The organism is Streptomyces sp. NBC_00490 (genome assembly GCF_036013645.1).
Taxonomy (GTDB): Bacteria; Actinomycetota; Actinomycetes; order Streptomycetales; family Streptomycetaceae; genus Streptomyces; species Streptomyces canus_F.
Genome location: NZ_CP107869.1, coordinates 5,734,670 through 5,759,083, shown reverse-complemented (window position 1 = coordinate 5,759,083; position 24,414 = coordinate 5,734,670). Strand labels below are relative to the sequence as shown.

Sequence of the window (24,414 nt, the reverse complement as noted above, 5' to 3'; positions counted from 1 at the left end):
GTCGACACGTCGTTCAGGAAACCGCGCTCCGCAGCCCCTGCACATCGATCTGCTCGGTCTCGTCGTGCGCCGTCAGGTCGATGACCTGGCCGATGCCCCGGGACGCCTCGTCCGCGGGCTTGAACTCCGCCTCGGACTCGGCCTTGTGGAGGGCGAGCGCCTCCTGGCCGACCACGTCGGCGAGGTCCTCGTTCTGCACCGACTCCAGCTCGGCGGACGCCTTCTGCATGCCGAAGAAGTCGAAGCCGCCCTCGACGGCGGCACGCCGCGCGGGCGCGGTCGGCGCGACGGCCACCGCGGTCGGTGCGACGAAGTGCCCGGAGGGCTGCTGCGCGGGCTGGACCGGCTTGGCCGGCGTGGTGGTGACGGCGGCCGCGCGCGTATGCCCGTCGACCGCCGCGGGCTGCCCCTGCGCGGCCTCCGCTTCGGAGTCACCGGAGGTGACCACCTGTGCGGTGACGGGACCGGCCTGCGCCGGAACGTCCTTCGCGGGGCCGTCGCCCTTCGGACCGCCGTCGCCGTCCGGGGAGCCGTCGTCCTTGGGGGAACCGTCGTCCTTGGCCGAGCTGTCCTTCGTCGAGCCCTCCTCGGCCGGGGCCTCGGGAGCGTCGTCCTTGGTGGCACCCTCGGCGCCGTCGAACCGCGACAGCGCGGCCTTCGCCCGCAGGAACAGCTGGGAGCCCTCCGGCGAGAAGATCGCGGGCGCGTCCGGCTCGTCGTCGACGGCCTCGGCACCCTCAGCGGCCTCGGCGCCCTCGGCGCTCTCCACGGCCTCGTCCTCGGTCTCCACCGCTTCGTCCTCGGCCGGCGCAGCCACAGCGTCGGCCTCCTCGACGGCGACCGGCACGGGCGGCAGCGCGCGCGCCGGTACCGGTGCCGTGGCCTCTATCTCGAGCAGCCGGCGGCCCTCCAGGGCGCTCGCCCGCTCGGTCTCCGCCGTGGCGTACCGGCGCAGCAGGGCCGCGTGCTCGTTGCGCAGACCCGCCAGTTCCGTGCGCTTGGCCCGCAGCCGCTGCTCCAGCTTGCCGCGCAGCTCGCGCGACTCCTCGAGGTCGGTCTCCAGTTCGGCGACCCGTTCCTCGAAGCGCCATTCGTCGCCCGCACGCGCGCGTATGAGGTCGGCGACCTGCTTGCCGGCCTGCGTGTCCCAGCGGCGCATGACGGCCGCACCGACGACCGCGGTCGCCGCGGCGACCGCGGCGACGACACGCAGCACGGCCGGCTGCGAGAACGCCCAGGGGCCGAAGGCGCAGACGACGGAGACGCCTGCGATCGCCGACGGGGGAAGCAGCCTGTGCAAGGGCGGGGAATGGCGGTGACGTCCACGTGGCATGGCCAGAAACTTACCGCGCGTAGGCGAATCGTGGTGCCCCGGCCCGTAAAAACACAGCCATCCCGCAGCCTTCACACGACATCAGGAATCAGACCCGCCACCGAATTCGACAACAGGGACACGATCCACCGGCCCGACCGCAAGATCATTTGTCACCGGTCGCTCAACCGCCCGCTGATCCACTGCAGCGTCGCCGGAATCTCCCGCCGCCAGGTGTTGAAGTTGTGTCCGCCGCTTTCGAGGATGATCGAGGAGACGCGCGTCCGGTTCGTCGCCTTCACGCGGTCGATGAACTTCAGCGTGTCCTTGTAGTTCGCCTCACCGATCTTGCTGCTGCTGACGAGCAGTGAAGTGTCGGGCGCGGGCATGTGCTTGAGGTACCAGAACAGGTTCGCGCGATCGCGCAGCCCCTTGTCGCCCTGGAAGAGATCGCCGGTGGTGGGGTCGCTCGGCGCGTTGTAGTACGGCGAGAGGCCCGCGCCCGCCGCGTACACCTCGGGGTGGTGCATGGCGAGCTTCAGCGCGCAATAGCCGCCCGTGGAGTCGCCGATGACACCCCAGCTGCCCGGCTTCCTCCCCACCCTGTAATGCGCGAGAACGGCGTCAGGCAGGTCCTTGGCGAAGAACGACTCCGTCCGGGGTCCGTCCGGAACGTCGACGCACTCCGTGTCCCGCGGCGGCGCCACCGTCGGCCGCATCATCACCAGGATCATCGGCTGCATACGGCCGTCCTTGGCGAGGTCCAAGGCCGTGCTCGGATAGTTGAGTTTGTCGACCAGCGCCTGCGCGGTGCCCGGATATCCGGTGAGAACCACGGCGGCGGGAAACGTCCGCGCGCGGTACTGCGGCTGGAAGTACTCCGGCGGCAGATAGACGAAGGCGGACGTGGCGATGTGCGTCGTACGGCCGACAATGGCGACCTTCTGGATCTGACCGCCGTTCCGCGGCCGCGCACTGCCCGTCTCCTTGACCCGCCGTATGTCCGTCACCCGGAGCGGGCCCCCCGAGCCGCCGTTCGGCGTGTGGTCGACGACCACCCCCTGCTCGTCCTCCTGCCCGAACAGGTCGGCCCAGCTGGCGTAGAACCCGAAGGCCTGGTTGGCGGCGAGCCCGACCGCCGCGAAGAGCGCCAGCTGGGTCGCGAGCAGCAGACCCACCCGCCCGCCGACGGCCCGCCAGCTCCGCCGCGACAGCCGTGGCCACAGCCACACCGTGCCGACGAACAGCAGCACCGCCGACCCGACCGCCAGCACCAGCACGTTGTTGCCCGTGAGACCCATGGTTGGTTTCCTGCCTGCGCTTTCTCCCCGTGCCGGCGTACCCGCGGATCTTCGCGAAGGCTTGTCCGGCCCTTTCCCCGGCCTTTGGACCGGCTTTGAGGAAGCGAGTGAACCTCTCCCTCGAAGACACCGTCCTAGAGGGCGCAATGTCGCCGGATGCCCGATGCGGGCCCGGATCCAAGCTCTCTCGCAGAACTACGGGATGCGATGTCTGTCAGGACAGATGTGGAAATGTCGGGCGGGGTTCCGAACCGATCACTGTGGGCACGGCACGCGCCGCGCGGCCCACGCCCCGAGGCCGTCCCCGTCCTGGTCGCCAGAGCCTGCGCGATCGTGGGCCTGATGGACATCGCCGCGGGCGTCTTCCCGCGCTTCCGGCACAGCCGTATGCACACCATGGCCGAGGTGCTCCCCGGCGCGCTCGGCCCGTTCGCCGCGGCGCTCTCCCTGAGCACGGGCGTGCTGCTGCTCCTGCTCGCCCACGGGCTCAGGCGTCGCAAGCGGCGGGCCTGGCGGGCCGCCGTGGCCCTGCTGCCGGCCGGCGCGGTCGCGCAGTTCACGTACCGCCACTCCCCGGTGGGCGCGCTCATCTCGCTCGCCCTGCTCGCGCCGCTGCTGATCCACCGCGACCAGTTCAGGGCGCTGCCCGACCCGCGCAGCCGGTGGCGCGCGCTCGCCAACTTCGTCCTCATGGGCGCCGGTTCGCTCGCACTCGGGCTGGTCATCGTCAGCGTCCACCCGAAGACGCTCGTCGGCGACCCGAGCCTGGCCGACCGCATCACCCACGTCCTGTACGGCCTGTTCGGCTTCGAGGGCCCCGTCGACTACCAGGGCAACACCTCCTGGACGGTCGCCTTCTCCCTCGGCGCCCTGGGCCTGCTCACGGCGATCACGACGATCTACCTGGCCTTCCGTCCCGAACACCCCGCCGCGCAACTCACCGAGGACGACGAGGCCCGTCTCAGGGTCCTCCTGGACAGGCACGGCGGCCGCGACTCCCTCGGCCACTTCGCCCTGCGCCGCGACAAGGCCGTCGTCTTCTCCCCCAGCGGCAAGGCCGCGGTGACCTACCGCGTCGTCTCCGGCGTGATGCTCGCCAGCGGCGATCCCATCGGCGACGTCGAGGCCTGGCCGGGCGCCATCGAGCGCTTCATGGACGAGGCGAAGGTCCACTCCTGGACGCCCGCCGTCATGGGCTGCTCGGAGACCGGCGGCGAGGTCTGGACCCGCGAGACCGGCCTGGACGCCCTGGAACTGGGCGACGAGGCGGTGGTGGACGTCGCGGATTTCTCCCTCGCCGGGCGCGCGATGCGCAACGTGCGCCAGATGGTCAAGCGCATCGAACGCGCCGGTTACGAGACTCGGGTCCGGCGCGTCCGTGACCTCGGCGACGCCGAACTCGAGCGCATCCGCCGCGCCGCCGACGACTGGCGCGGCACCGACACCGAGCGCGGCTTCTCCATGGCGCTGGGCCGCATCGGCGACGCCACCGACGGGGACTGCCTGATCGCCACCGCCCACAAGGCGGACGCCGTACCGGGTGAGTACGGCGACCTGAAGGCGATCCTGCACTTCGTCCCCTGGGGCAGCGACGGCGTCTCCCTGGACCTGATGCGCCGCGACCGCTCCGCCGACCCCGGCATGAACGAACTGCTCATCGTGGCCGCGCTCCAGGCCGCGCCGAGGCTCGGCATCGCGCGCGTGTCGCTGAACTTCGCCATGTTCCGCGCCGCCCTCGCGCGCGGCGAGAAGATCGGCGCGGGTCCGGTGCTGCGCGCCTGGCGCGGGCTGCTGGTCTTCCTCTCCCGCTGGTTCCAGATCGAGTCCCTGTACAAGTTCAACGCGAAGTTCCAGCCCCGCTGGGAGCCCCGGTTCGTCGTCTACCGCGCCTCCGGCGACCTTCCCCGCATCGGCTTCGCCGCCATGCAGGCCGAGGGCTTCGTCAACCTCGGCCTCCCCCTGCCGCGCTTCCTGCGCCGCCGCCGGACCACCGCACGCGCGTGTGCCCACGCCGTCGCGGAACGAGACGTCCGCGCGGCGTGACCTCGGGCGGCCCGGGACGCGGCGGGCGGCCCCCGCTCTCCGGGCCGGGCGGCCTTGCGGCTCCTTCCTGGGCCTAGGCTGAACGCATGAGCAAGCAGAGCGGACGCGGGCGCGTCGTCGGGCTGCCGGAATGGGACCGCTGCGCGGTCATGGGAGTCGTCAACGTCACCCCCGACTCCTTCTCCGACGGCGGCCGCTGGTTCGACACGACGGCCGCCGTCAAGCACGGCCTCGCCCTGGTCGAGGAGGGCGCCGACCTCGTCGACGTCGGCGGTGAGTCCACCCGCCCCGGCGCCACCCGCGTCGACGAGGCCGAGGAGCTCAAGCGCGTCATCCCCGTGGTCCGCGGCCTGGCCGCCGAGGGCGTCACCATCTCCGTGGACACCATGCGCGCCTCGGTCGCCGCACAGGCCCTCGCCGCCGGCGCCCGTCTCGTCAACGACGTCAGCGGCGGCCTCGCCGACCCCGCGATGATTCCCGTCGTCGCCGACTCCGGCGCCCCCTTCGTCGTCATGCACTGGCGCGGCTTCCTGGAGGGCGGCAACGTCAAGGGCGTCTACGCCGACGTCGTCGCGGAAGTCGTCGACGAACTCCACGCGCGCGTGGAGGCCGTCCTCGCCGGCGGTATCGCCCCCGACCGCGTCGTCGTCGACCCCGGCCTCGGCTTCTCCAAGGACGCCGAGCACGACCTCGTCCTCCTCGCCCACCTCGACCGACTGCTCGCCCTCGGCCACCCTCTCCTCGTCGCCGCCTCCCGCAAGCGCTTCCTCGGCCGCGTCCTCGCCGGCCCCGGGAGCGCCCCGCCCCCCGCCCGCGAGCGCGATGCCGCGACGGCCGCCGTCTCCGCCCTCGCGGCGCAGGCCGGCGCGTGGGCGGTGCGCGTGCACGAGGTGCGCGCGACGGCGGACGCCGTACGGGTCGCACGCGCCGTGGAGGGCGCGCGCACATCGGACCGTGCGCGGGGAACAGCGCACGCGAGCCAGGCGCGCACCGCCGCGGCGAGCACCCCGGAAACCCACTCCCCCGAAGGCGACCAGTGAGCGCCCCCCACACCGACGTCGAGCAGGTGGAAGCCGCCAACACCACCTACTACGAGGCGATGGAGCGCGGCGACTTCGAGGAACTGACCTCCCTCTGGCTCACCCCGGCCGACCTCGGCGTCGACGAGGAGTACCACGATCCGGCCGACAGCGGCGTGATCTCCTGCGTGCACCCCGGCTGGCCCGTGCTCACCGGCCGCGGCGAGGTCCTCCGGTCGTACGCGCTGATCATGGCGAACACCGACTACATCCAGTTCTTCCTCACCGACGTGCACGTCTCCGTCACCGGCGACACCGCCCTCGTGAACTGCACCGAGAACATCCTCAGCGGCGGCCCCGCCCCCGAGGGCGGCGAGGAGCTCGGCCCGCTCGTCGGCCAGCTGGTGGTCGCGACCAACGTGTTCCGCCGCACCCCGTCCGGCTGGAAACTCTGGTCCCACCACGCCTCCCCCGTTCTGGCCGAAAACGACGGGGACGAACCGGACGGCACCCCCTCCTGAGTGGGTAGGCGCCCCCCGCGGGGACCAAGAAGTGGTTGGAATCACGGACCCCCGGGTAGGGGCGGCTACCAACCCGTGAGCCACCGGGTTCCCCAGGGGAAACACCCGATGAAACCTCTGGCCCCGGCTCGGGCCGGCGCCCCCGTGGCCCGGCCCTGTCAGTGCCCGCAGGTAGATTCGTTCGAGGCCGGTGTGCCGTCCGCACACGACACGAACCGGCCGTCACCGACGATTGCAGGAGTGATTCGCGTGGATCGTGTCGCGCTGCGCGGCCTGAAGGCCCGCGGGCACCACGGTGTGTTCCCCGAGGAACGCGAGAAGGGCCAGACCTTCGTCGTGGACCTCGTCCTCGGACTGGACACCCGGCCGGCCGCCGCCGACGACGACCTGTCGAAGACCGCGCACTACGGAATCGTGGCGGAGGAGGTGGTGGCCGTCGTCCAGGGCGAGCCCGTCAACCTCATCGAAACGCTCGCGGAGCGCATCGCGCAGGCCTGTCTGAAGCACGAAGAGGTCCAGGAGGTCGAGGTCTGCGTCCACAAACCGGACGCACCGATCACGGTCCCCTTCGACGACGTGACGATCACCATCACCCGGAGCCGAGTATGACTGCCTCGTTCACCGAGGGTCACAGCGACCCGACCGTCCAGCCGGTGCCCGCCTCCGTCGTACAGCGGGTCGACGCCGCCGACACCACGCTGCACAACCCGCAACGGGCCGTGATCTCCCTCGGCGCCAACCTCGGCAACCGCCTGGAGACCCTCCAAGGGGCCATCGACGCCCTCGAGGACACCCCCGGCGTCCGCGTGAAGGCGGTCTCCCCGGTCTACGAGACGGAGCCGTGGGGCGTCGAGCCCGGCAGCCAGCCGTCGTACTTCAACGCGGTCGTCGTGGTGAAGACGACGCTGCCCCCGTCCTCGCTCCTGGAGCGGGCCCACGCGGTAGAGGAGGCCTTCCACCGCGTACGGGACGAGCGCTGGGGCGCCCGCACCCTCGACGTCGACATCGTGGCCTACGCCGATGTCGTCTCCGACGACCCGACGCTCACGCTCCCCCACCCGCGCGCCCATGAACGCGCCTTCGTCCTGGTGCCGTGGAACGACGTGGAACCGCAGGCACAGCTCCCAGGCCGCGGCCCGGTGTCCGGCCTGCTGGCCACCGTCACCCGAATCGGCGTCGAAGCCCGCCCGGACCTGGAACTCCGGCTGCCCGAGTAGTCGTTAAGGTCAAAGCAACCACTGTTCGTGGGTTCCGGGGGAGCTGAAGGGGCACCGTGAGAGAGCTGCGCATCAGGCTGCTGGCCGGCGTCTTCGTCATCGCCGCAATCCTGTCCTGGGCGGGCGCCCGCCTGTGGAACTCGATCGGGACCCTGCCCAGCGTCCCCCTGGCCGCCCCCATCGTCCTGGCCCTGATCGCCGTGGTCCTCATCGCCACGGCGCTCTCTATCCGCTCCCGTCTCAAGGCCCAGCGTGAGCGGCGCCCCGAGGCCAAGGGCGTCGACCCCCTGATGGCGGCCCGCGCGGTCGTCTTCGGTCAGGCCAGCGCCCTCGTGGCCGCCCTGGTCGCCGGTATGTACGGCGGCACAGGGGTCTTCCTCCTGGAATCCCTCGACATCCCCGCACGACGCGACCAGGCCATCTACGCCGGCTTCTCGGTTCTGGCGGGTATCGCGGTCATAGTGGCCGCGATCTTCCTGGAGCGGGTCTGCAGGCTCCCGGAGGACGACGACCGGAACACGGGGGCGGCGTCGGCGGCCTAGCGCCGAAAAGCCCCGCTCCGGGCCGCGCTCCAGCCTATGGACGCCCTGTCCGGTGCGTCAGCGGGCCATGATGAGGCTCATCGCCTCATTGCGTGTCGCCGCATCCCGCAGCTGCCCCCGCACCGCCGACGTTATGGTCTTCGCGCCCGGCTTGCGGATGCCGCGCATCGACATGCACATGTGCTCGCACTCGACGACGACGATCACGCCGCGCGGCTCAAGGATCTCCATCAGGGAGTCCGCGATCTGCGTGGTGAGTCGTTCCTGCACCTGCGGCCGACGGGCGTAGACATCCACCAGCCGCGCCAGCTTGGACAGACCGGTGATCTTGCCGCTGGTGGCCGGAATGTAGCCGACGTGCGCGACACCCCGGAACGGCACCAGGTGATGCTCACACGTGGAGTACACCTCGATGTCCTTCACGAGCACCATCTCGTCGTGCCCCAGGTCGAACGTCGTCGTCAGTACGTCCTCGGGCTTCTGCCACAGTCCGGCGAATATCTCCTGATACGCCCGGGCCACCCGCCCCGGCGTCTCCCTGAGCCCCTCCCGGTCAGGGTCCTCCCCCACCGCGATCAACAGCTCGCGCACCGCGTTCTCGGCGCGCTTCTCGTCGAACTCGCCGATCGAGCCCTCGCCGTCCAGCGTCACGGGGTCGGTCATCTCTGCCTCGTTCCTGGGTGTCCTGCCGACGCGGCCGAAAAGCGCCGCGCCCCCCAGGCTAGATCCTGGGGGGCGCGGCATCCATTCCGGGCCCGGTGAGGTCACCGGGGCCCGGGGTGTCAGTTCTCCGGACGGTCCTCGGTGACCGGCTCGGCCGCCGGGGAGGAGTCCGCCGCCGTGGACTTGGCGGTGGTGATCGCCGGCGTCGCACCGTTGGCGCCGTTCGTCAGTGCGAGCTCCTTGGGGGAGAGCACCGGCGGACGGGTGGACGGCGTGCGGCGGGAGGAGCCGGTCCAGGCCGGCCGCGGGGGACGCTTGACGATGGGAGCGAAGACCTCGGCGATCTGTTCCTTGTTCAGCGTCTCCTTCTCCAGCAGCTGGAGTACGAGCGCGTCGAGGACGTCGCGGTTCTCGACCAGGATCTCCCAGGCCTCGTTGTGCGCCGTCTCGATGAGCTTCTTGACCTCCTCGTCGACCAGCGCGGCGACCTCTTCCGAGTAGTCACGCGGGTGCGACATCTCCCGGCCCAGGAACGGCTCGGTGTTGTCGCCACCGAACTTGATGGCGCCGAGACGCTCGGTCATGCCGTACTGCGTGACCATCGCGCGGGCCGTCGCCGTGGCCTTCTCGATGTCGTTCGCGGCGCCCGTGGTCGGGTCGTGGAAGACCAGTTCCTCGGCCGCGCGGCCGCCCAGCATGTAGGCGAGCTGGTCGAGCATCTCGTTGCGCGTGGTCGAGTACTTGTCCTCGTCCGGGAGCACCATCGTGTAGCCCAGGGCACGGCCGCGGGACAGGATGGTGATCTTGTGGACGGGGTCGGAGTTCGGGGAGGCCGCCGCGACCAGGGCGTGTCCGCCCTCGTGGTACGCGGTGATCTTCTTTTCCTTGTCCGACATGATCCGGGTCCGCTTCTGCGGACCCGCCACGACGCGGTCGATGGCCTCGTCGAGCATGTGGTTGTCGATCAGCTTCTTGTCGCTGCGCGCCGTCAGGAGCGCCGCTTCGTTCAGCACGTTCGACAGGTCCGCGCCGGTGAAGCCCGGCGTCCGGCGGGCGACCGCCGACAGGTCGACGTCCGGTGCGACCGGCTTGCCCTTCTGGTGAACCTTGAGGATCTCCAGACGGCCCTGCATGTCCGGTCGGTCGACCGCGATCTGGCGGTCGAAGCGGCCGGGGCGCAGAAGGGCCGGGTCGAGGATGTCGGGCCGGTTCGTGGCGGCGATCAGGATGACGCCGCCCTTCACGTCGAAGCCGTCCATCTCGACGAGCAGCTGGTTCAGGGTCTGCTCGCGCTCGTCGTGACCACCGCCGAGGCCGGCGCCACGATGGCGGCCGACCGCGTCGATCTCGTCGACGAAGACGATCGCCGGGGCGTTCGCCTTGGCCTGCTCGAAGAGGTCACGGACTCGGGAGGCACCGACACCGACGAACATCTCGACGAAGTCGGAACCGGAGATCGAGTAGAACGGCACGCCTGCCTCACCCGCGACAGCACGCGCGAGCAGGGTCTTACCGGTGCCGGGCGGGCCGTACAGCAGTACGCCCTTGGGAATCTTGGCGCCGACGGCCTGGAACTTCGCCGGCTCCTGGAGGAACTCCTTGATCTCGTGGAGCTCCTCGACGGCCTCGTCGGATCCGGCGACGTCGGCGAACGTCGTCTTGGGGGTGTCCTTGGTGATGAGCTTCGCCTTGGACTTCCCGAAGTTCATGACCCGGGAGCCGCCGCCCTGCATCTGATTCATCAGGAACAGGAAGACGACCACGATGAGGACGAAGGGGAGCAGGGAGAGCAGGATCCCGACGAAGGCGTTCTGCTTCGTCGGCGAGACGGTGTACCCGTCGGGGATCTGCTTCTGCTGGAACTTGCCCTGCAGGGTGTTGGCGATGTCCACACCCTGGTCGCCGATATAGCTCGCCTGGATCTTGGAGCTGCCCTCGACCTTTTGGCCGTCCTTGAGCTGGACCTTGATGGTCTGCTCGTCGCCGGTGGTCAGTTTGGCTGATTCGACCTTGTTCTCATTGATCGCCTGGACGACCTGGCCGGTGTCCACCGTCTTGTAGCCGCCGGACGAGCCGACAACCTGCATCAACACGACCACGGCAAGGACGGCCAGCACGATCCACATGACCGGCCCACGGAAGTATCGCTTCACGTCCATCCATACGGAGCGGTGTCGCCCCGTCCCTCCTGCCATAGTGAGTTTGATAAGACAGTTCTTCTGACGGTACCCCAGCATTGTCGTCCGAAGACGCACAGGACGGCTGACGACCCGTCTGCATGCTCCAACGGCGTGGCGCCCGCCAGGGTTCCCGATCTTCCTACGGGGCTGGGCCCTTCGGGTCAGCCGCCGTAGACGTGGGGCGCGAGCGTACCGACGAACGGCAGGTTGCGGTACTTCTCGGCGTAGTCGAGGCCGTAGCCCACGACGAACTCATTGGGGATGTCGAAGCCGACCCACTCGACGTCGATGGCGACCTTGGCGGCGTCCGGCTTGCGCAGCAGGGTGCACACCTTGAGCGTCTCCGGCTCGCGCGAGCCGAGGTTCGACAGCAGCCACGACAGGGTCAGGCCGGAGTCGATGATGTCCTCGACGATCAGGACGTGCTTGCCCTTGATGTCGGTGTCGAGGTCCTTGAGGATCCGGACGACACCGGAGGACTGGGTGCCCGCGCCGTACGACGACACGGCCATCCAGTCCATGGTGACGGGGGTGGACAGCGCCCGCGCGAGGTCGGCCATGACCATCACCGCGCCCTTCAGGACGCCGACGATGAGCAGATCCTTGCCCGCGTACTCCGCGTCGATCTTCGCGGCCAGCTCGACGAGCTTGGCGTCGATCTCTTCCTTGGTGATGAGCACCTCTTTGAGGTCGGTGCCCATGTCTTTCGCGTCCACCCGCATCACTTTCGGTCGTCCCACCAGCTGTCCGGCCCCGCTGAGGGGCGTAAGGATTCAGCCTTGCCGAATCACCAGTCTGCCACCCTGGCGCTGGGCGACGACCTTGCCGGGGAGATTGATGGCTCCCTGGCCGCGCCAGCCGGTGATCAGCCGGTCGACTTCCTCGATGTGGCGAGCGAAGAGCGAGCCCGCGGGGGCGCCGGCCTCGATGGCCGCGCGGCGCAGGATGCGGCGGCGCACGGCGGGCGGCAGGGCGTAGAGCTTGGCGCACTCCAGGAGGCCGGCGGCGTCGCGGACGGCGGTCTCGGCCTGGCTGGCCCAGGCGTCGAGGGCGTCGGCGTCGTCGCGGGAGAGCTGGGCCGTACGGGCGAGTGCCTCCACGACGCCTTTGCCGAGGGCCTTCTCCAGGGCGGGCAGGCCTTCGTGGCGCAGGCGGGAACGTGTGTACGCCGGGTCCGCGTTGTGCGGGTCGTCCCAGACGGGGAGCGACTGGACCAGACAGGCCTTGCGGGCGGTCTGCCGGTCGAGCTGGAGGAAGGGGCGGCGGTAACGGCCGCCGGCCCCCGAGACCGCGGCCATTCCCGACAGGGAGCGGATGCCGGAGCCGCGGGCGAGGCCCAGCAGGACGGTCTCGGCCTGGTCGTCGCGCGTGTGGCCGAGCAGAACGGCGCAGGCTCCATGGCGCGCGGAGGCGGCGTCGAGGGCGGCGTAGCGGGCGTCGCGGGCGGCTGCTTCGGGTCCGCCTTCGCGGCCGACGGTCACGGCGACGGACTCGACGGGGTCGAGCCCGAGTTCGCGCAGGCGCAGGGCGACTTCGTCGGCGCGCAGATCGGAGCCGGGCTGGAGGCCGTGGTCGACGGTGACGCCACCCGCGCGGATGCCGAGTTTGGGAGCCTCGAACGCGAGAGCGGAGGCGAGGGCCATGGAGTCGGCGCCGCCGGAGCACGCCACGAGCACGAGCGGCAACGGCGGGCGCTCATGCGGGGTTTTCTCGGCGGAGGAGGTCTGATGGTCGTTGAGGATGTCGTGGAGGGCGCGGCGGACCGCCAGGCGTATCGCCGCGACCGCAGGATGGGGACCCATGTCCGGTTCCCTTCATGAAGTTTTCGGGGGTGAGACCCGAGTTCGGTCACTCAGAGTGTGTAGATGGTGACAGAACCGGGCCGTTCCCCGAGCATTGCACGCCTACCCAGGGCTCACGGTCCCTCGGACGGGTGATTGAAGGGGCGTTCGCCTGCCGTCGGCCGGTTTTCTTTCACGACCCCTCCGCGGGGCTCACGACTCGGCCTTGCGGTGCACCCGCGCGATCCAGTCCGCCGGTTTGGCGATCTCCGTCTTCGTCGGAAGGGTGTTGGGGGAGGTCCACACACGGTTGAAGCCGTCCATGCCGACCTCGTTGACGACCGCGCGTACGAAGCGTTCGCCGTCGCGGTACTGCCTGAGTTTGGCATCCAGACCGAGCAGCTTGCGCAGGGCCATGTCCAGGCGGGAGGCGCCCTTGGCGCGACGCTGCTGGAACTTCTCCCGGATCTCCTGGACGGTCGGTACGACTTCCGGACCCACTCCGTCCATCACGAAGTCGGCATGCCCCTCCAGGAGGGACATCACGGCGGTGAGGCGGCCGAGGATCTCCCGCTGGGCGGGCGTCTGCACGATCTCCACCAACGACCGTCCGCCGTCCTCCTCCTCGCCCTCGGGGCGCCCGCCGGCAAGCGACTGGGCGGCCTCCCGGATGCGTTCCAGGACGGTCATGGGGTCGACCTCGGTCTCCCCCAAGAACGACTGGATTTCACCCTCCAGGTGGTCCCGCAGCCAGGGCACGGCGGTGAACTGCGTGCGGTGCGTCTCCTCGTGCAGGGTCACCCACAGGCGGAAGTCGTGGGGTTCCACGTCGAGTTCGCGCTCCACGTGCACGATGTTCGGCGCGACCAGCAGGAGGCGGCCGCCGCCGTTGGCGCCTGCGGGGAGTTCGCGGGTGGACGGGGCGAAGGTCTCGTACTGGCCGAGGACTCGGGAGGCCAGGAAGGACAGCAGCATCCCGAGTTCGACGCCGGTCACCTTGCCGCCGACGGCGCCGAGGACCGCACCGCCCGGAGTGCTGCTGCGACGTTCCTGCATCTTCTCCAGCAGCGGCTTCAGGAGTTCCCGGAAGCCGGCGACGTTCGCCTTGACCCAGCCCGCGCGGTCCACGACGAGGAGCGGGGTGTCGTGGGTCTCCTCGGTACCCATTCGGGTGAAGCCGCGGACATGTTCCTCCGAGGCCCTCGCGTGCTTGCGCAACTCGGCGACGACGGCCCTGGCCTCGTCGCGGCTCACCTCCGGGCCCGGCCTCACGAGCCGGGTCGCGGTCGCCACCGCGAGATTCCAGTCGACCATCTCTGCACCACCGATGCTCGTCATGCGTCAACCGTACGTGAGCGTTCCCGCTTGGGGCAGGCCACAGAGGCCGGTTGCGGCTGACGGGCACCGTGAGGTCGTCCGGGACGGGTGTGCCGGCGGAGACGGCTGTACGGCGGTGGCGGCGCCCTCGGTCAGCGGCAGCCGCACGCCGCCAGCGCCGTGGCCGTCCGGTCCAGCGCCGACTGCGCCGCGTCCTTGCTCGTCGTGTCCGACGCGAGGAAGGCGAATGCCAGCAGGCGGCCCTGCTGGTCGACCACAGTCCCCGCGAGAGTGTTCACGCCGGTCAGCGTGCCCGTCTTGGCTCGTACGACGCCGGCCGCACCGTTCGTGTAACGGGTGCTCAGGGTGCCGGTGAAGCCCGCGACCGGAAGGCCGGTGAGGACGGGGCGGAGTTCGGGGTGGGCCGGGTCGCCCGCCTTCACCAGGAGGGCCGTCAGCAGGTCCGCCGTCAGTCGGTCCTCGCGGTTCAGGCCGCTGCCGTCCTTGAAGGAGGCGCCGGAGACCGGGAGTTCGAGCTTCTTCAGCTGCGCCCGGATCGCCTCGCCCCCGCCCGCGAAGTCGGCGCGCACCTTCGTCGCCACGGCCGTCTGGCGCGCCAGGGCCTCCGCGATGTCGTTGTCGCTGTTGGTCAGCATGCGCTCGACCAGGGCGGACAGCGGCGGGGAGGAGACCTCGGCGAGCGTCTTCGCGCGCTCCGTCGCCTTGGAGGGGCCGGGGGGCGTGGTCGTGATCCCGGCCTCTTTCAGGAAGCCGGCGAACTTGCGGGCCGCGTCCTGCGCGGGGTTCTCCGCACGGACCGCCAGGCCGCTGGTGCTGTCGTCGGTGCGGCCCTCGTCGGCCATCAGGGCGCTGACCGGGGCGAGGTTGGCGTTGTCGATGCCGATCGGGTGGATCCCGGACCCCGCGTACAGGGTCGTGTCGTACGAGAGCGTGACCTTCCGTACGCCGTCCTTCTTCAGCGCCTCGGCGGCCTTGGTGGCCAGGTCGCGCAGGCTCGCCGAACCCTCGGCATCCTTGCGGGCCGTCAGGGTGGGGTCGCCGCCGCCGACGAGGACGAGTTCCTGGGTGCCGGGTTCGAGGTCCGCGCGCGTGGTGAGGCGGTGGTCGGCGCCCATCGCGGACAGGGCCGCCACCGCGGTGGCGATCTTCGTCGTGGAGGCGGGGGTGAGGGCGGTGCCCCCGCCGGTGCCGTAGAGCCGCTTGCCGGTGGCGATGTCGACGACCTCGGCCGCGCGGCTGCTGCCGAGCGCCGGGTCCTTCAGGAGCGGGCCCAGCACGTCCGCGAGGGCCGGTCCGGTCGGCGCCGACTTCACCGTGCTGCCGGCGCCGCCGAGGCCGGTGAGGACGGAGGCGGCGCTGGGGGCGGGCTCGGGCGCCGCTTCCGTCGTACCGGAATCGCGATCGTGATCTGCGCCACCCGTGTGCTCCAGGGCGGCTGCCCGGTCCCGCTCGGCCGTACGCTGACCGGAGGAGTCCCAGGGGCCGGCGGCCGTCACCACGACGGCGGTCAGCGCCAGTCCCGCGGTGGCGGCTCCGGCCGTGTACTGCCAGGTCCGCACCTTCGTGACCTGCACCGACATGGTCCGACCGAGTCGCGTGACCCGTGGTTTCGCGGCGGTCGCGGCCTGTGCCAGACGGGGTCGTACGGCGTTCGCGAGCCGCGCCACATGCGGTTTCGCAGCCCGCCAAGGCCTCAGTTCAGGCACGACCACCAGCCCCTTTCGCGATCACACACCTGCGTGAGGGACACTTAACCACCAGAACTATGTGTTGATCATGGAGGAGCCACCGGTGGAGTTCGACGTCACGATCGAGATTCCGAAGGGTTCGCGGAACAAGTACGAGGTGGACCACGAGACCGGTCGGATCCGCCTGGACCGTCGACTCTTCACCTCGACCGCCTACCCGACCGACTACGGATTCGTCGAGAACACTCTCGGCGAGGACGGCGACCCGCTGGACGCGCTGGTCATTCTTGACGAGCCGACGTTCCCGGGCTGCCTCATCAAGTGCCGCGCGATCGGCATGTTCCGGATGACGGACGAGGCCGGCGGCGACGACAAGCTGCTGTGCGTGCCGGCGACGGATCCGCGCCAGGAGCACCTGCGTGACATCCACCACGTCTCCGAGTTCGACCGCCTGGAGATCCAGCACTTCTTCGAGGTCTACAAGGACCTGGAGCCCGGCAAGTCCGTCGAGGGCGCCAACTGGGTGGGCCGGGTCGACGCCGAGGTCGAGATCGAGCGGTCGTACAAGCGCTTCAAGGAGTCCGGCGGCCACTGAGCTTCCTGATGTCCTGTGGGCCGCACGCACACGCGTGCGGCCCACTGTGTTTCTGTGCGCATACTGGTGCGAACCGGAGGTGCGTACACAGGAGCTGTGAGTGACGGAAGCGGAGGACCGCAAGCCGCAGTCGGACGAGGCGAGGAGTGTCTACGACCCCGAGATCACGTCCGAGTTCGCGATCCCCCAGGGGCTCGCCGTGTCCAGAGGCGGCACGGAACCGGAGACGACGAGCGAGTTCGCCGTCCCCGACGGCCTGGACGTCCCGCAGGTGCCCTCGGTCGAGCCCGAGGGGTCGGCGTTCAACACGCCGCGCACCTACAGCGCCAAGCAGGCGCCCGCGTTCACGCCGGCAAGCGGCATACCGGTGGTCAGTCTGACCAAGGACGTGCCCTGGCAGGACCGGATGCGCACGATGCTGCGGATGCCGGTGGCCGAGCGGCCCGCTCCGGAGTCGGCGCCGAAGTCCGAGGACGAGGGGCCGGCCGTCCCGCGCGTGCTCGACATGACGCTGCGTATCGGCGAGCTGCTGCTCGCGGGCGGTGAGGGCGCGGAGGACGTGGAGGCGGCGATGTTCGCCGTCTGCCGGTCGTACGGCCTCGACCGCTGTGAGCCGAACGTCACCTTCACCCTGCTGTCGATCTCGTACCAGCCGTCGCTGGTCGACGATCCGATCACCGCGTCCCGGACGGTACGGCGGCGCGGCACCGACTACACGCGGCTCGCGGCCGTCTTCCACCTGGTGGACGACCTCAGCGACCCCGAGACGGCGATCTCCCTGGAGGAGTCCTACCGGCGGCTCGCCGAGATCCGCCGCAACCGGCACCCGTACCCGGGCTGGGTGCTGACCGGGGCGAGCGGGCTGCTCGCCGGTGCGGCCTCGGTGCTCGTCGGCGGTGATCTGATCGTGTTCGTCGCGGCCGCGCTGGGCGCGATGCTCGGCGACCGGCTGGCGTGGCTGTGCGCGGGGCGCGGGCTGCCGGAGTTCTACCAGTTCACGGTGGCCGCGATGCCGCCGGCCGCCATAGGGATCGCGCTGACGCTGGCCGACATCGATGTGAAGGCCTCCGCGGTCATCACCGGTGGGCTGTTCGCGCTGCTGCCGGGGCGGGCGCTGGTGGCGGGCGTGCAGGACGGGCTGACCGGCTTCTACATCACCGCGTCGGCGCGGCTGCTGGAGGTCATGTACTTCTTCGTCGGCATCGTGACGGGCGTGCTGCTGGTCCTGTACTTCGGGGTGCAGGTGGGTGCCGAGCTCAATCCCGAGGTCGCGGTGAGCATCCCCGAGCGGCCGCTGTGGCAGCTCGCGGCGTCGATGATGCTGTCGCTGACCTTCGCCGTGCTGCTCCAGCAGGAGCGGTCGACCGTGCTGGCGGTGACCCTGAACGGCGGGGTCGCCTGGTCGGTGTACGGCGCGATGCGCTACGCCGGTGACATCTCGCCGGTGGCCTCCACGGCGGTGGCGGCGGGGCTGGTGGGGCTGTTCGGGCAGATGATGTCGCGGTACCGGTTCGCTTCCGCGCTGCCCTACACGACCGCTGCGATCGGGCCTCTGCTGCCCGGTTCCTCCACGTACTTCGGGCTGCTGGCCATCGCGCAGAACGAGGTGGACAAGGGGCTGGTGTCGTTGGCCACGGCGGCGTCACTCGCCATGGCCATCGCCATCGGGGTCAACCTCGGGTCGGAGATCTCGCGGCTGTTTCTCCGCGTTCCGGGGGGAGCCGCTTCGGGGCGCAGGGCGGCGAAGCGGACGCGTGGGTTCTGAGCGCCTGAGAGCTGGGGCGTCCCTGAACGGGCGCTTCAGTAGCCCTGGTTGGGCGGGTACTGCTGGTTCTGCCGGCCGTCGTACTGCTGCTGGTCGCCGTATCCCTGGGGGTACTGCTGGGCGTACGGCTGCTGCTGTTGCTGGGGCTGCGGGGCGTAGCACTGGTCGTAGCCGTACTGCTGCTGGCCCTGCTGGCCCTGGTGGCCCTGGTGGCCGTAGCCCTGGTCGTTCTGGTTGCCGTACTGCTGCTGGTGCTGCTCGTCGTCCGACGGGATGCGGCGGAGCTGGGTCGTGGCGTCGTCCATGGGCGGGGGCTGGTAGGCCTGGGGGGCCGGGGCCTCGGCTGCCGCCTTCTTCTTCTTGGAACGCTCGCGCAGGTACTCGATGATGATCGGGACGACCGAGACGAGGACGATGAGGACGAGGATCGCCTCGACGTTCTTGTGGATGACGTCGATCTGGCCGAGCCAGTAACCCGCGAGGGTCACGCCGGTGCCCCAGGCGACACCACCGATGACGTTGTACGTGAGGAACGTGCGGTACTTCATACGGCCGGCGCCCGCCACGATGGGGGCGAAGGTGCGCACGATCGGCACGAAGCGGGCCAGGACGATCGCCTTCGGGCCGAACTTCTCCATGAACTCGTGGGCCTTGTCCAGGTTCTCCTGCTTGAAGAGCTTGGAGTTGGGACGGTTGAAGAGCTTGGGCCCGAAGAACTTTCCGATCATGTAGCCGACCTGGTCACCGAGGACGGCCGCCACCACGATCAGGAAGCAGACCAGCCACAGCGGCTGGCTGATGTACTCGCCCTGGGCCACGAAGAGACCCGCCGTGAACAGCAGCGAGTCGCCGGGCAGGAACGCGAACAGACCCGACTCGGCGAAGACGATCAGCAGGATGCCTGGCAGGCTGAACGTCTCGATCAGGTAGTTCGGACTGAGCCACTCGGGGGCGAGCGCGAGCGTGGTCACGGGTCTGTGGCTCCTGGTACTGGGAGACGGGCTGGGGCTGGCTGCCCAAAAGTATCAACGCAGCCGTCACAACCCAGGTTCCATGCGGTCTCCCAGGATGCACTGTGCGCCCGCTGGGACAAAGCTGTGGGGCATGGGTATCGAAGACTACGGCGGCGGTCAGGGACCCCAGCCGGACGTGCTGGTCGTGACCACGAACGACGCTCCCGGCTACCGGGTGCAGGAGGTTCTTGGTGAGGTGTTCGGGTTGACGGTCCGCTCCCGGCATCTGGGGAGCCAGATCGGGGCGGGGCTGAAGTCGATGGTCGGCGGTGAGCTCAAAGGGCTCACCAAGACGCTGGTGCAGACCCGCAACCAGGCCATGGAACGGCTCGTCGAGCAGGCACGCGCGCGTGGTGCGAACGGGGTGCTGGCGTTCCGCTTCGACGTGACCGAGGCGGCGGACGTCGGCACCGAGGTGTGCGCGTACGGGACGGCCGTGATCCTGACCCGGGAGTAGGCCCCTTCCTCAGCAGGCCTCTTCCTCCCGGGCCGGGACCTCAGGAGGTGTGCCGGGCCGCGTTCGCGTCGATCGCGGCCCGGAGGTGCTCGGCGAGACCCGGGCGCATGGAGTCGTAGAACGCCTTGAAGCGCTCGTCGGACACGTACATCTCGCCCAGGCACCGGTGCATGTCGTACGGACACTCGTAGAACCAGCCGCAGATGTGCCGCCGGTGCTCCTCGGCCATGTCCATGGCCGCCTCGGACGCCGGCGGTTCACCGGCCGCCATCAGGCCGCTGTAGCGCTCGCTCCAGTCGGCCACTTCGGCCTGCATGCGTTTCCAGTCGTCCTTGGTGTAGCCCGCGGCGCGGCGCTGCGACTCCGCGTACGCCTCCGTGCCGCCCCAGCGCTCCTCCGCCTCCTCGGCGTACTGCTCGGGGTCCTTGTCGCCGAAGACCTCGAACCGCTCCTCGGGTGTGAGGTTGATGCCCATCTTCCGTGCCTCCATGGCCTGCTCCACGGCCGCCGCCATCTTCCGCAGCTTCTCGATCCGGGCGGTCAGCAGCTCGTGCTGGCGGCGCAGGTGGGCGCGCGGGTCCGCGGCCGGATCGTCGAGCAGGGCGGCGACCTCGTCGAGCGGGAAGCCGAGCTCCCGGTAGAACAGGATCTGCTGCAGCCGGTCGAGGTCGGCGTCGCTGTAGCGCCGATGGCCCGCGTGGCTGCGCTCGCTGGGTGCGAGCAGTCCGATGTCGTCGTAGTGGTGCAGGGTGCGCACCGTCACTCCGGCGAAACCGGCTACCTGTCCCACGGAATAGCTCACTTCGTCCGCTCCCTTCTCGGTACGTCCACCACCCTGCGGCCTCACGCCACGTGAGGTGCAAGCCCGTTCCGCCTCGGGCATCCTCCCCGCTCTCGTCGTGGGCGTGGGCGTCGGCGCGAGTCTGCTCCTTCTCGGAGTGAGCACGGCGGCCGAGGCGCTCCAGCACGTGCTGTGGCGGAACCTGCCCGACGCCCTGGGGATCGGCCGGTACTCCGTGTTCTGGACGGTCTTCATGCTCACCGCCACCGGTGTGGCGGTCGGCCTCGTGGTCTGGAAGGTGCCGGGGCACGCCGGCCCCGACCCGGCCACCACGGGCCTGGACGCTCCCGTCCTGCCGCCCGCCGTGCTGCCCGGGCTGCTGCTGGCGACCGCGCTGATGCTCGCGGACGGACCCAGCCTCGGACCCGGGGCAAGGAGGCGGCGACCGGGTTCCACCACTGAGCCCGTCAGGTGCCGTCGCCCAGGTCGAAGGTCCTCCAGTGGACCCCGTCGGCGGATATGCGGTACCTCCCGGCACCGAAGCTGTCGCCGCACAGATAGCCGAGCGGGGTCGTGGTCACCCAGCCCTGCGGTCCCCGGCCTCCGGAGCGGCTGAAGGAACGGCCGTCATCGGTACTGCGCCAGACGCCGTCCTCGCCGTGGACCGTGAGGCTGCCGTCGGCGGCGGCGATCGGGGCGCCGAGGATCGAGCGGGGCTCGGCTCCCTTGCGGTGCTTCCAGACCTGCTCCCAGGTATGGCCGCCGTCGGTGCTGCGGTCGATCGCGAGCAGGCCGTTCTTCACGTCGTCCTCGTCGGGCAACTGGCCGTGGTGGGCGGCGTAGAGCACCGAGCCGTCGGTCACCACGGTCATGCTCCAGCCCTTCGGCCCGGCGGGCATCGCGGAGGTACGCCAGCTCTTGCCCCGGTCCTCGCTGACGGCGAGCGCGGGGTTGCCGGAGCGTGGATCGAGGCCGTAGGTGTAGAGCCGCGCACCGATGTGACCCGCCGGGATCACGACCCCCTTCAGCGGAGGCTGGCCGGCCAGAATCCGGTACTCCCCCGTGTCGGGCATCACCGCCACCAGACGGGACCGGGCGCATCCGTTGCCCTCCTCGTCGGGCCGTGAGCAGTTCTCGACCAGGACCGCGCCCTCGGGGACCGTCGTCGTGGTGCCCGTCGGCTCGGCGGTCGCCTCTCGCCAGCTGTCGCCCGCGTCTCCGGTGAACCACGTGCGCTCCGGTGGCGGCCATGTGCCCTCGGTGATCAGCGCGCGGCCGGGTCCGAGGACGACGAGTCCGGCGGTGATGCCGAGGTCGCCCGTCACGTCCGGAAGCGGCGAGGTCCCCAGTCTCCAGGCCCCGGCACCCTTCTCCAGCACGGCGACTCTCTGCACGCACCGCTTCTTCCCGCACTCGGCGAGCAGCGCGAACCCGCTGCCGTCCGCGGCGAACCCGACATCGACCGCCCCTCCGGGCAGCCCGGCCCCCGACGGGATACGGGCGGGCGCCACTGCCTGAGAGGCGGAGACCCGCCCGCCCGAGTCCGTCCGGGTGCATGCCGCCATGACGGCCAGCAAGCCCAGCACGACGGCCACCACGACCGCCGCCCTTCCCCTGACCCGCTCCATGCCGTCCCCCGATCCCGGTCCGCGATGCACCGACATCTCTGGTACACCGCTCACCGCGCCGGGGTTCCCACTTCCTCACGACGACTTTCCGGGCGGCCCGCCCGACCGTCCGGACTACTTGCCGGACTACTTGCTCAGCGCCCCGAACCGCCGTACCGCCAGCGGAAAGAACACCGCCACCAGCGCCACCGGCCACACCACGGCCGCCCACACATGCCCCGGCTCACCGCCCGGTCCGCCGAACAACTCCCGTACCGCCGTGGCCGTCTGGGACATCGGGTTCCACTCCACGACCGTCCCGAGCCAGCCCGGCATGGACTGGGGCGTGGCGAAGGCGTTGGACAGGAAGCCCACCGGCCAGACCAGGATCTGCACGGCCTGCACCATCTCGGGCCTGCCCGCGACCATCGCGAGGTGGATGCCGATCCAGAGCATGGCGAAGCGGAACAACAGCAGGAGGCCGACGGCGCCGAGGAAGCCGGACACCCCGCCGTGCGCGCGCCAGCCGAGCGCGCAGGCGACGGCGATGATCACCGCCAGGCCCAGCGCCGACTGGAGCATGTCGGCCACCGAACGCCCCACCAGCACCGCCCCGTTGGCCATGGGCATCGATCGGAAACGGTCGATGACGCCCTTGTTGAGGTCCTGGGTGACGGAGAGCATCGTGCCCTCCAGGCCGAAGGCCATGGTGAGCGCGAGCATGCCGGGGACCAGGTAGTCGACGTAGTCACCGTTCACGCCCCGGCCGCCGCCGACCAGGTACGCGAACATCAGCAGGAGCATCACGGGGAAGACCAGCCCGACCAGGACCTGCACCGGCTGCCGCGCCCAGTGGGCGAGTTCGCGCCGGGTCATGGTCCAGGAATCGGTCAGCGCGTACGTGCTCATGCGGTCTCCTTCGCTCGGCGGTCCCCGTCCGTGAGGTGCAGGAACACCTCGTCCAGCGTCGGCCGCCGCAGTGCCACGTCCTCCGCCTCGATCCCGGCCTCCTCCAGTGCCCGCAGGACGCCGGAGAGCGCCGCCATCCGGTCGGTGACCGGGGCGCTGAGCAGCCGGCGGTCGGGGTCGACCGTGACGCCCGCCCCGGGCAGCGGCAACAGGGCGACCGCCGCGCCCAGTTGGCCCTCGTCGCGCAGGACGACGTCGATGCGGTCGCCGCCCGTCAGGGCCTTCAGCTCGTCCGGGGTGCCGTCGGCGATCACCCGGCCGGCGTCGACGACCGAGACGCGGTCGGCGAGCTGGTCGGCCTCGTCCAGGTACTGCGTGGTCAGCAGGACCGTCGTACCGCCGCCGACCAGGGTGCGGACCGCGGACCAGACCTCGGCGCGGCCACGCGGGTCGAGGCCGGTGGTGGGTTCGTCCAGGAAGAGCACCTCCGGCTCGGTGATCAGGGAGGCCGCGAGGTCCAGTCGGCGGCGCATGCCTCCGCTGTAGGCGCGGACCGGTTTGCGGCCGGTGCCGGCCAGGTCGAAGCGCTCCAGGAGCTCGTCGGCACGCGCGCGTGCCCTGCGGGCGCCCAGGTGGTAGAGGCGGCCGAACATCTCCAGGTTCTGGCGGCCGCCGAGTTCCTCGTCGAGCGCCGCGTGCTGGCCGAGCAGGCCGATGCGGAAGCGCACCTCGTGCGCCTGCCGTACGACGTCATGGCCGGCCACCTCGACACGTCCCGCGTCCGGCCGGAGCAGGGTGGACAGGACGCGGACCAGGGTCGTCTTGCCCGCGCCGTTCGGCCCGAGTACTCCGTGGACCGTGCCTCGGCCGACCTCCAGGTCGAGGCCGTCCAGTGCGTTCTGTGCGGTGGTGCCGCCGCCGTACTTCTTACGTGCCCCTTCGACGGTGATCGCCGCGTCGGCCACTGAGACTCCTTCGCTAGTCAAACTTGACTACCAGTTCGAAGTTAATGCCCCGGCATCGGTTAGTCAAACTTAATTAGCGGGCGTCCTCCGGATGCCGCTCCCCTGTCGCGTACGGGTTCTCCTGGTCGTCGGCGAGCACCGCGACGAACCGCTCACCCTCCTCCGCGAAGGTGTAGGCACCGCCCTCGATCCGGGAGATCAGCCCCTGGGTCCACTCGGCCTCCGCGTCGGCCGTGTGCACCCACAGGTTCATGATCTCGCCGATGTGGCCGAGCTGCTCCGGGCCCTCTTCCGGGATGTAGTGCTCGGTGACGGCCGCGCGCCACTCCTCGATCCTGCGGGTGCGCTCCTTGAGGAGGGCCACCGCCTCGGCGCGCGGGAGGTCGACCATGCAGCCGATGGCCGCCGACTTCATGTCCATCTTCTGGTCGTACGAGGTCAGCGCCTCGCGCACCAGACCGAGGTACTGCTCGGTGCCGGCCTCGGTGATCTCGTACTCCGTGCGCGGTGGTCCGCCCGCGGTGGACGGCGCGATCTCGTGCGCGTACAGCAGTCCCTGCTTGGCCATCTGCTTCAGGGCGTGGTAGATCGAGCCGGGCTTGGCGTTGGACCACTCGTGCGCGCCCCAGTACTCCAGGTCGTTGCGCACCTGATAGCCGTGGGCCCGCCCGTGCTGGCGCACCGCGGCCAGCACGAGGAGACGGATCGTTGACATGC

23 protein-coding genes and 1 pseudogene are annotated in these 24,414 nt (G+C 70.4%); 10 read left to right on the top strand and 14 right to left on the bottom strand.

Annotation, left to right across the window (positions count from 1 at the left end; all coding sequences use genetic code 11):
* Nucleotides 1–13: 13 nt before the first annotated feature.
* Nucleotides 14–1,333 (bottom strand): hypothetical protein, encoded by a 1,320-nt coding sequence (locus OG381_RS26205; protein ID WP_327718520.1) that lies wholly within the window; start codon nt 1,331–1,333, stop codon nt 14–16.
* A gap of 152 nt (nt 1,334–1,485) precedes the next feature.
* Nucleotides 1,486–2,613 (bottom strand): alpha/beta hydrolase, encoded by a 1,128-nt coding sequence (locus OG381_RS26200; protein WP_327718519.1) that lies wholly within the window; start codon nt 2,611–2,613, stop codon nt 1,486–1,488.
* A 231-nt stretch (nt 2,614–2,844) separates the two neighbouring features.
* Here OG381_RS26200 and OG381_RS26195 point away from each other — a divergent pair, with 231 nt between their 5' ends.
* The 6 genes from OG381_RS26195 to OG381_RS26170 all read left to right on the top strand — a co-directional run bounded on the left by OG381_RS26195 (nt 2,845) and on the right by OG381_RS26170 (nt 7,955).
* Entirely contained in the window at nt 2,845–4,656 is a 1,812-nt protein-coding gene (locus OG381_RS26195) for a phosphatidylglycerol lysyltransferase domain-containing protein (protein ID WP_327718518.1), read from the top strand.
* A gap of 86 nt (nt 4,657–4,742) precedes the next feature.
* Entirely contained in the window at nt 4,743–5,696 is a 954-nt protein-coding gene (gene folP / locus OG381_RS26190) for a dihydropteroate synthase (RefSeq protein ID WP_327718517.1), read from the top strand.
* Nucleotides 5,693–6,196, top strand: a complete 504-nt coding sequence (locus OG381_RS26185; protein ID WP_307027668.1) for a nuclear transport factor 2 family protein — start codon at nt 5,693–5,695, stop codon at nt 6,194–6,196. The genes folP and OG381_RS26185 overlap by 4 nt, the downstream gene beginning before the upstream one ends.
* Before the next feature lie 249 nt (nt 6,197–6,445).
* The gene (gene folB / locus OG381_RS26180) at nt 6,446–6,805 is read left to right on the top strand and encodes a dihydroneopterin aldolase (protein ID WP_327718516.1); all 360 of its coding nucleotides are present in this window, start codon (nt 6,446–6,448) and stop codon (nt 6,803–6,805) included.
* Nucleotides 6,802–7,413 carry a 2-amino-4-hydroxy-6-hydroxymethyldihydropteridine diphosphokinase gene (gene folK / locus OG381_RS26175; RefSeq protein WP_327718515.1) on the top strand — a complete coding sequence of 204 codons (612 nt, stop codon included), beginning with the start codon at nt 6,802–6,804 and terminating at the stop codon, nt 7,411–7,413. Before folB ends, folK begins: the two co-directional genes overlap by 4 nt.
* Before the next feature lie 56 nt (nt 7,414–7,469).
* Nucleotides 7,470–7,955: a DUF3180 domain-containing protein gene (locus OG381_RS26170; protein WP_327718514.1), complete on the top strand. Its 486-nt coding sequence runs from the start codon at nt 7,470–7,472 to the stop codon at nt 7,953–7,955.
* A gap of 57 nt (nt 7,956–8,012) precedes the next feature.
* Here OG381_RS26170 and folE read toward each other — a convergent pair whose 3' ends face one another.
* From folE to dacB, 6 genes are all read right to left on the bottom strand, one after another.
* Complete coding sequence (gene folE / locus OG381_RS26165; protein WP_266889305.1) at nt 8,013–8,618, bottom strand: GTP cyclohydrolase I FolE; 606 nt, start codon at nt 8,616–8,618, stop codon at nt 8,013–8,015.
* A 119-nt stretch (nt 8,619–8,737) separates the two neighbouring features.
* The gene (gene ftsH, locus OG381_RS26160) at nt 8,738–10,777 is read right to left on the bottom strand and encodes an ATP-dependent zinc metalloprotease FtsH (RefSeq protein WP_327718513.1); all 2,040 of its coding nucleotides are present in this window, start codon (nt 10,775–10,777) and stop codon (nt 8,738–8,740) included.
* A gap of 182 nt (nt 10,778–10,959) precedes the next feature.
* Nucleotides 10,960–11,520 (bottom strand): hypoxanthine phosphoribosyltransferase, encoded by a 561-nt coding sequence (hpt, locus tag OG381_RS26155; protein ID WP_046260375.1) that lies wholly within the window; start codon nt 11,518–11,520, stop codon nt 10,960–10,962.
* Between the two features lie 51 nt (nt 11,521–11,571).
* Complete coding sequence (tilS, locus tag OG381_RS26150; RefSeq protein WP_327718512.1) at nt 11,572–12,600, bottom strand: tRNA lysidine(34) synthetase TilS; 1,029 nt, start codon at nt 12,598–12,600, stop codon at nt 11,572–11,574.
* A 192-nt stretch (nt 12,601–12,792) separates the two neighbouring features.
* Complete coding sequence (locus OG381_RS26145) at nt 12,793–13,917, bottom strand: zinc-dependent metalloprotease (RefSeq protein WP_327718511.1); 1,125 nt, start codon at nt 13,915–13,917, stop codon at nt 12,793–12,795.
* A 131-nt stretch (nt 13,918–14,048) separates the two neighbouring features.
* The gene (gene dacB / locus OG381_RS26140; protein WP_443061937.1) at nt 14,049–15,497 is read right to left on the bottom strand and encodes a D-alanyl-D-alanine carboxypeptidase/D-alanyl-D-alanine endopeptidase; all 1,449 of its coding nucleotides are present in this window, start codon (nt 15,495–15,497) and stop codon (nt 14,049–14,051) included.
* Between the two features lie 211 nt (nt 15,498–15,708).
* Here dacB and OG381_RS26135 point away from each other — a divergent pair, with 211 nt between their 5' ends.
* Together OG381_RS26135 and OG381_RS26130 are read left to right on the top strand one after the other, a co-directional pair.
* Nucleotides 15,709–16,200 (top strand): inorganic diphosphatase, encoded by a 492-nt coding sequence (locus OG381_RS26135; RefSeq protein ID WP_046260371.1) that lies wholly within the window; start codon nt 15,709–15,711, stop codon nt 16,198–16,200.
* Between the two features lie 100 nt (nt 16,201–16,300).
* Nucleotides 16,301–17,965 carry a threonine/serine ThrE exporter family protein gene (locus OG381_RS26130; RefSeq protein ID WP_327718509.1) on the top strand — a complete coding sequence of 555 codons (1,665 nt, stop codon included), beginning with the start codon at nt 16,301–16,303 and terminating at the stop codon, nt 17,963–17,965.
* 35 nt (nt 17,966–18,000) lie between these two features.
* Here OG381_RS26130 and OG381_RS26125 read toward each other — a convergent pair whose 3' ends face one another.
* Nucleotides 18,001–18,936 carry a DedA family protein gene (locus OG381_RS26125; protein WP_327718508.1) on the bottom strand — a complete coding sequence of 312 codons (936 nt, stop codon included), beginning with the start codon at nt 18,934–18,936 and terminating at the stop codon, nt 18,001–18,003.
* Between the two features lie 133 nt (nt 18,937–19,069).
* Between OG381_RS26125 and OG381_RS26120 the strand changes: the two genes are divergently transcribed.
* Nucleotides 19,070–19,435 (top strand): YbjQ family protein, encoded by a 366-nt coding sequence (locus OG381_RS26120; protein WP_327718506.1) that lies wholly within the window; start codon nt 19,070–19,072, stop codon nt 19,433–19,435.
* A gap of 40 nt (nt 19,436–19,475) precedes the next feature.
* Here OG381_RS26120 and OG381_RS26115 read toward each other — a convergent pair whose 3' ends face one another.
* The gene (locus OG381_RS26115; RefSeq protein ID WP_327718505.1) at nt 19,476–20,237 is read right to left on the bottom strand and encodes a MerR family transcriptional regulator; all 762 of its coding nucleotides are present in this window, start codon (nt 20,235–20,237) and stop codon (nt 19,476–19,478) included.
* A gap of 55 nt (nt 20,238–20,292) precedes the next feature.
* On the opposite strand from OG381_RS26115, the pseudogene OG381_RS26110 reads away from it, so the two are divergent.
* Nucleotides 20,293–20,643, top strand: a pseudogene (locus OG381_RS26110) (ion channel protein); the annotation flags it as partial.
* A gap of 40 nt (nt 20,644–20,683) precedes the next feature.
* Here OG381_RS26110 and OG381_RS26105 read toward each other — a convergent pair.
* From OG381_RS26105 to OG381_RS26090, 4 genes are all read right to left on the bottom strand, one after another.
* On the bottom strand, nt 20,684–21,880 hold the full coding sequence (locus tag OG381_RS26105) for a WD40/YVTN/BNR-like repeat-containing protein (RefSeq protein WP_327718504.1): 1,197 nt from the start codon (nt 21,878–21,880) through the stop codon (nt 20,684–20,686).
* Between the two features lie 90 nt (nt 21,881–21,970).
* Complete coding sequence (locus OG381_RS26100; RefSeq protein ID WP_327718503.1) at nt 21,971–22,732, bottom strand: ABC transporter permease; 762 nt, start codon at nt 22,730–22,732, stop codon at nt 21,971–21,973.
* Nucleotides 22,729–23,697 carry an ATP-binding cassette domain-containing protein gene (locus tag OG381_RS26095; protein WP_327718502.1) on the bottom strand — a complete coding sequence of 323 codons (969 nt, stop codon included), beginning with the start codon at nt 23,695–23,697 and terminating at the stop codon, nt 22,729–22,731. The genes OG381_RS26100 and OG381_RS26095 overlap by 4 nt, the downstream gene beginning before the upstream one ends.
* Before the next feature lie 73 nt (nt 23,698–23,770).
* The gene (locus tag OG381_RS26090; RefSeq protein WP_327718500.1) at nt 23,771–24,412 is read right to left on the bottom strand and encodes a PadR family transcriptional regulator; all 642 of its coding nucleotides are present in this window, start codon (nt 24,410–24,412) and stop codon (nt 23,771–23,773) included.
* Nucleotides 24,413–24,414 lie beyond the last annotated feature (2 nt).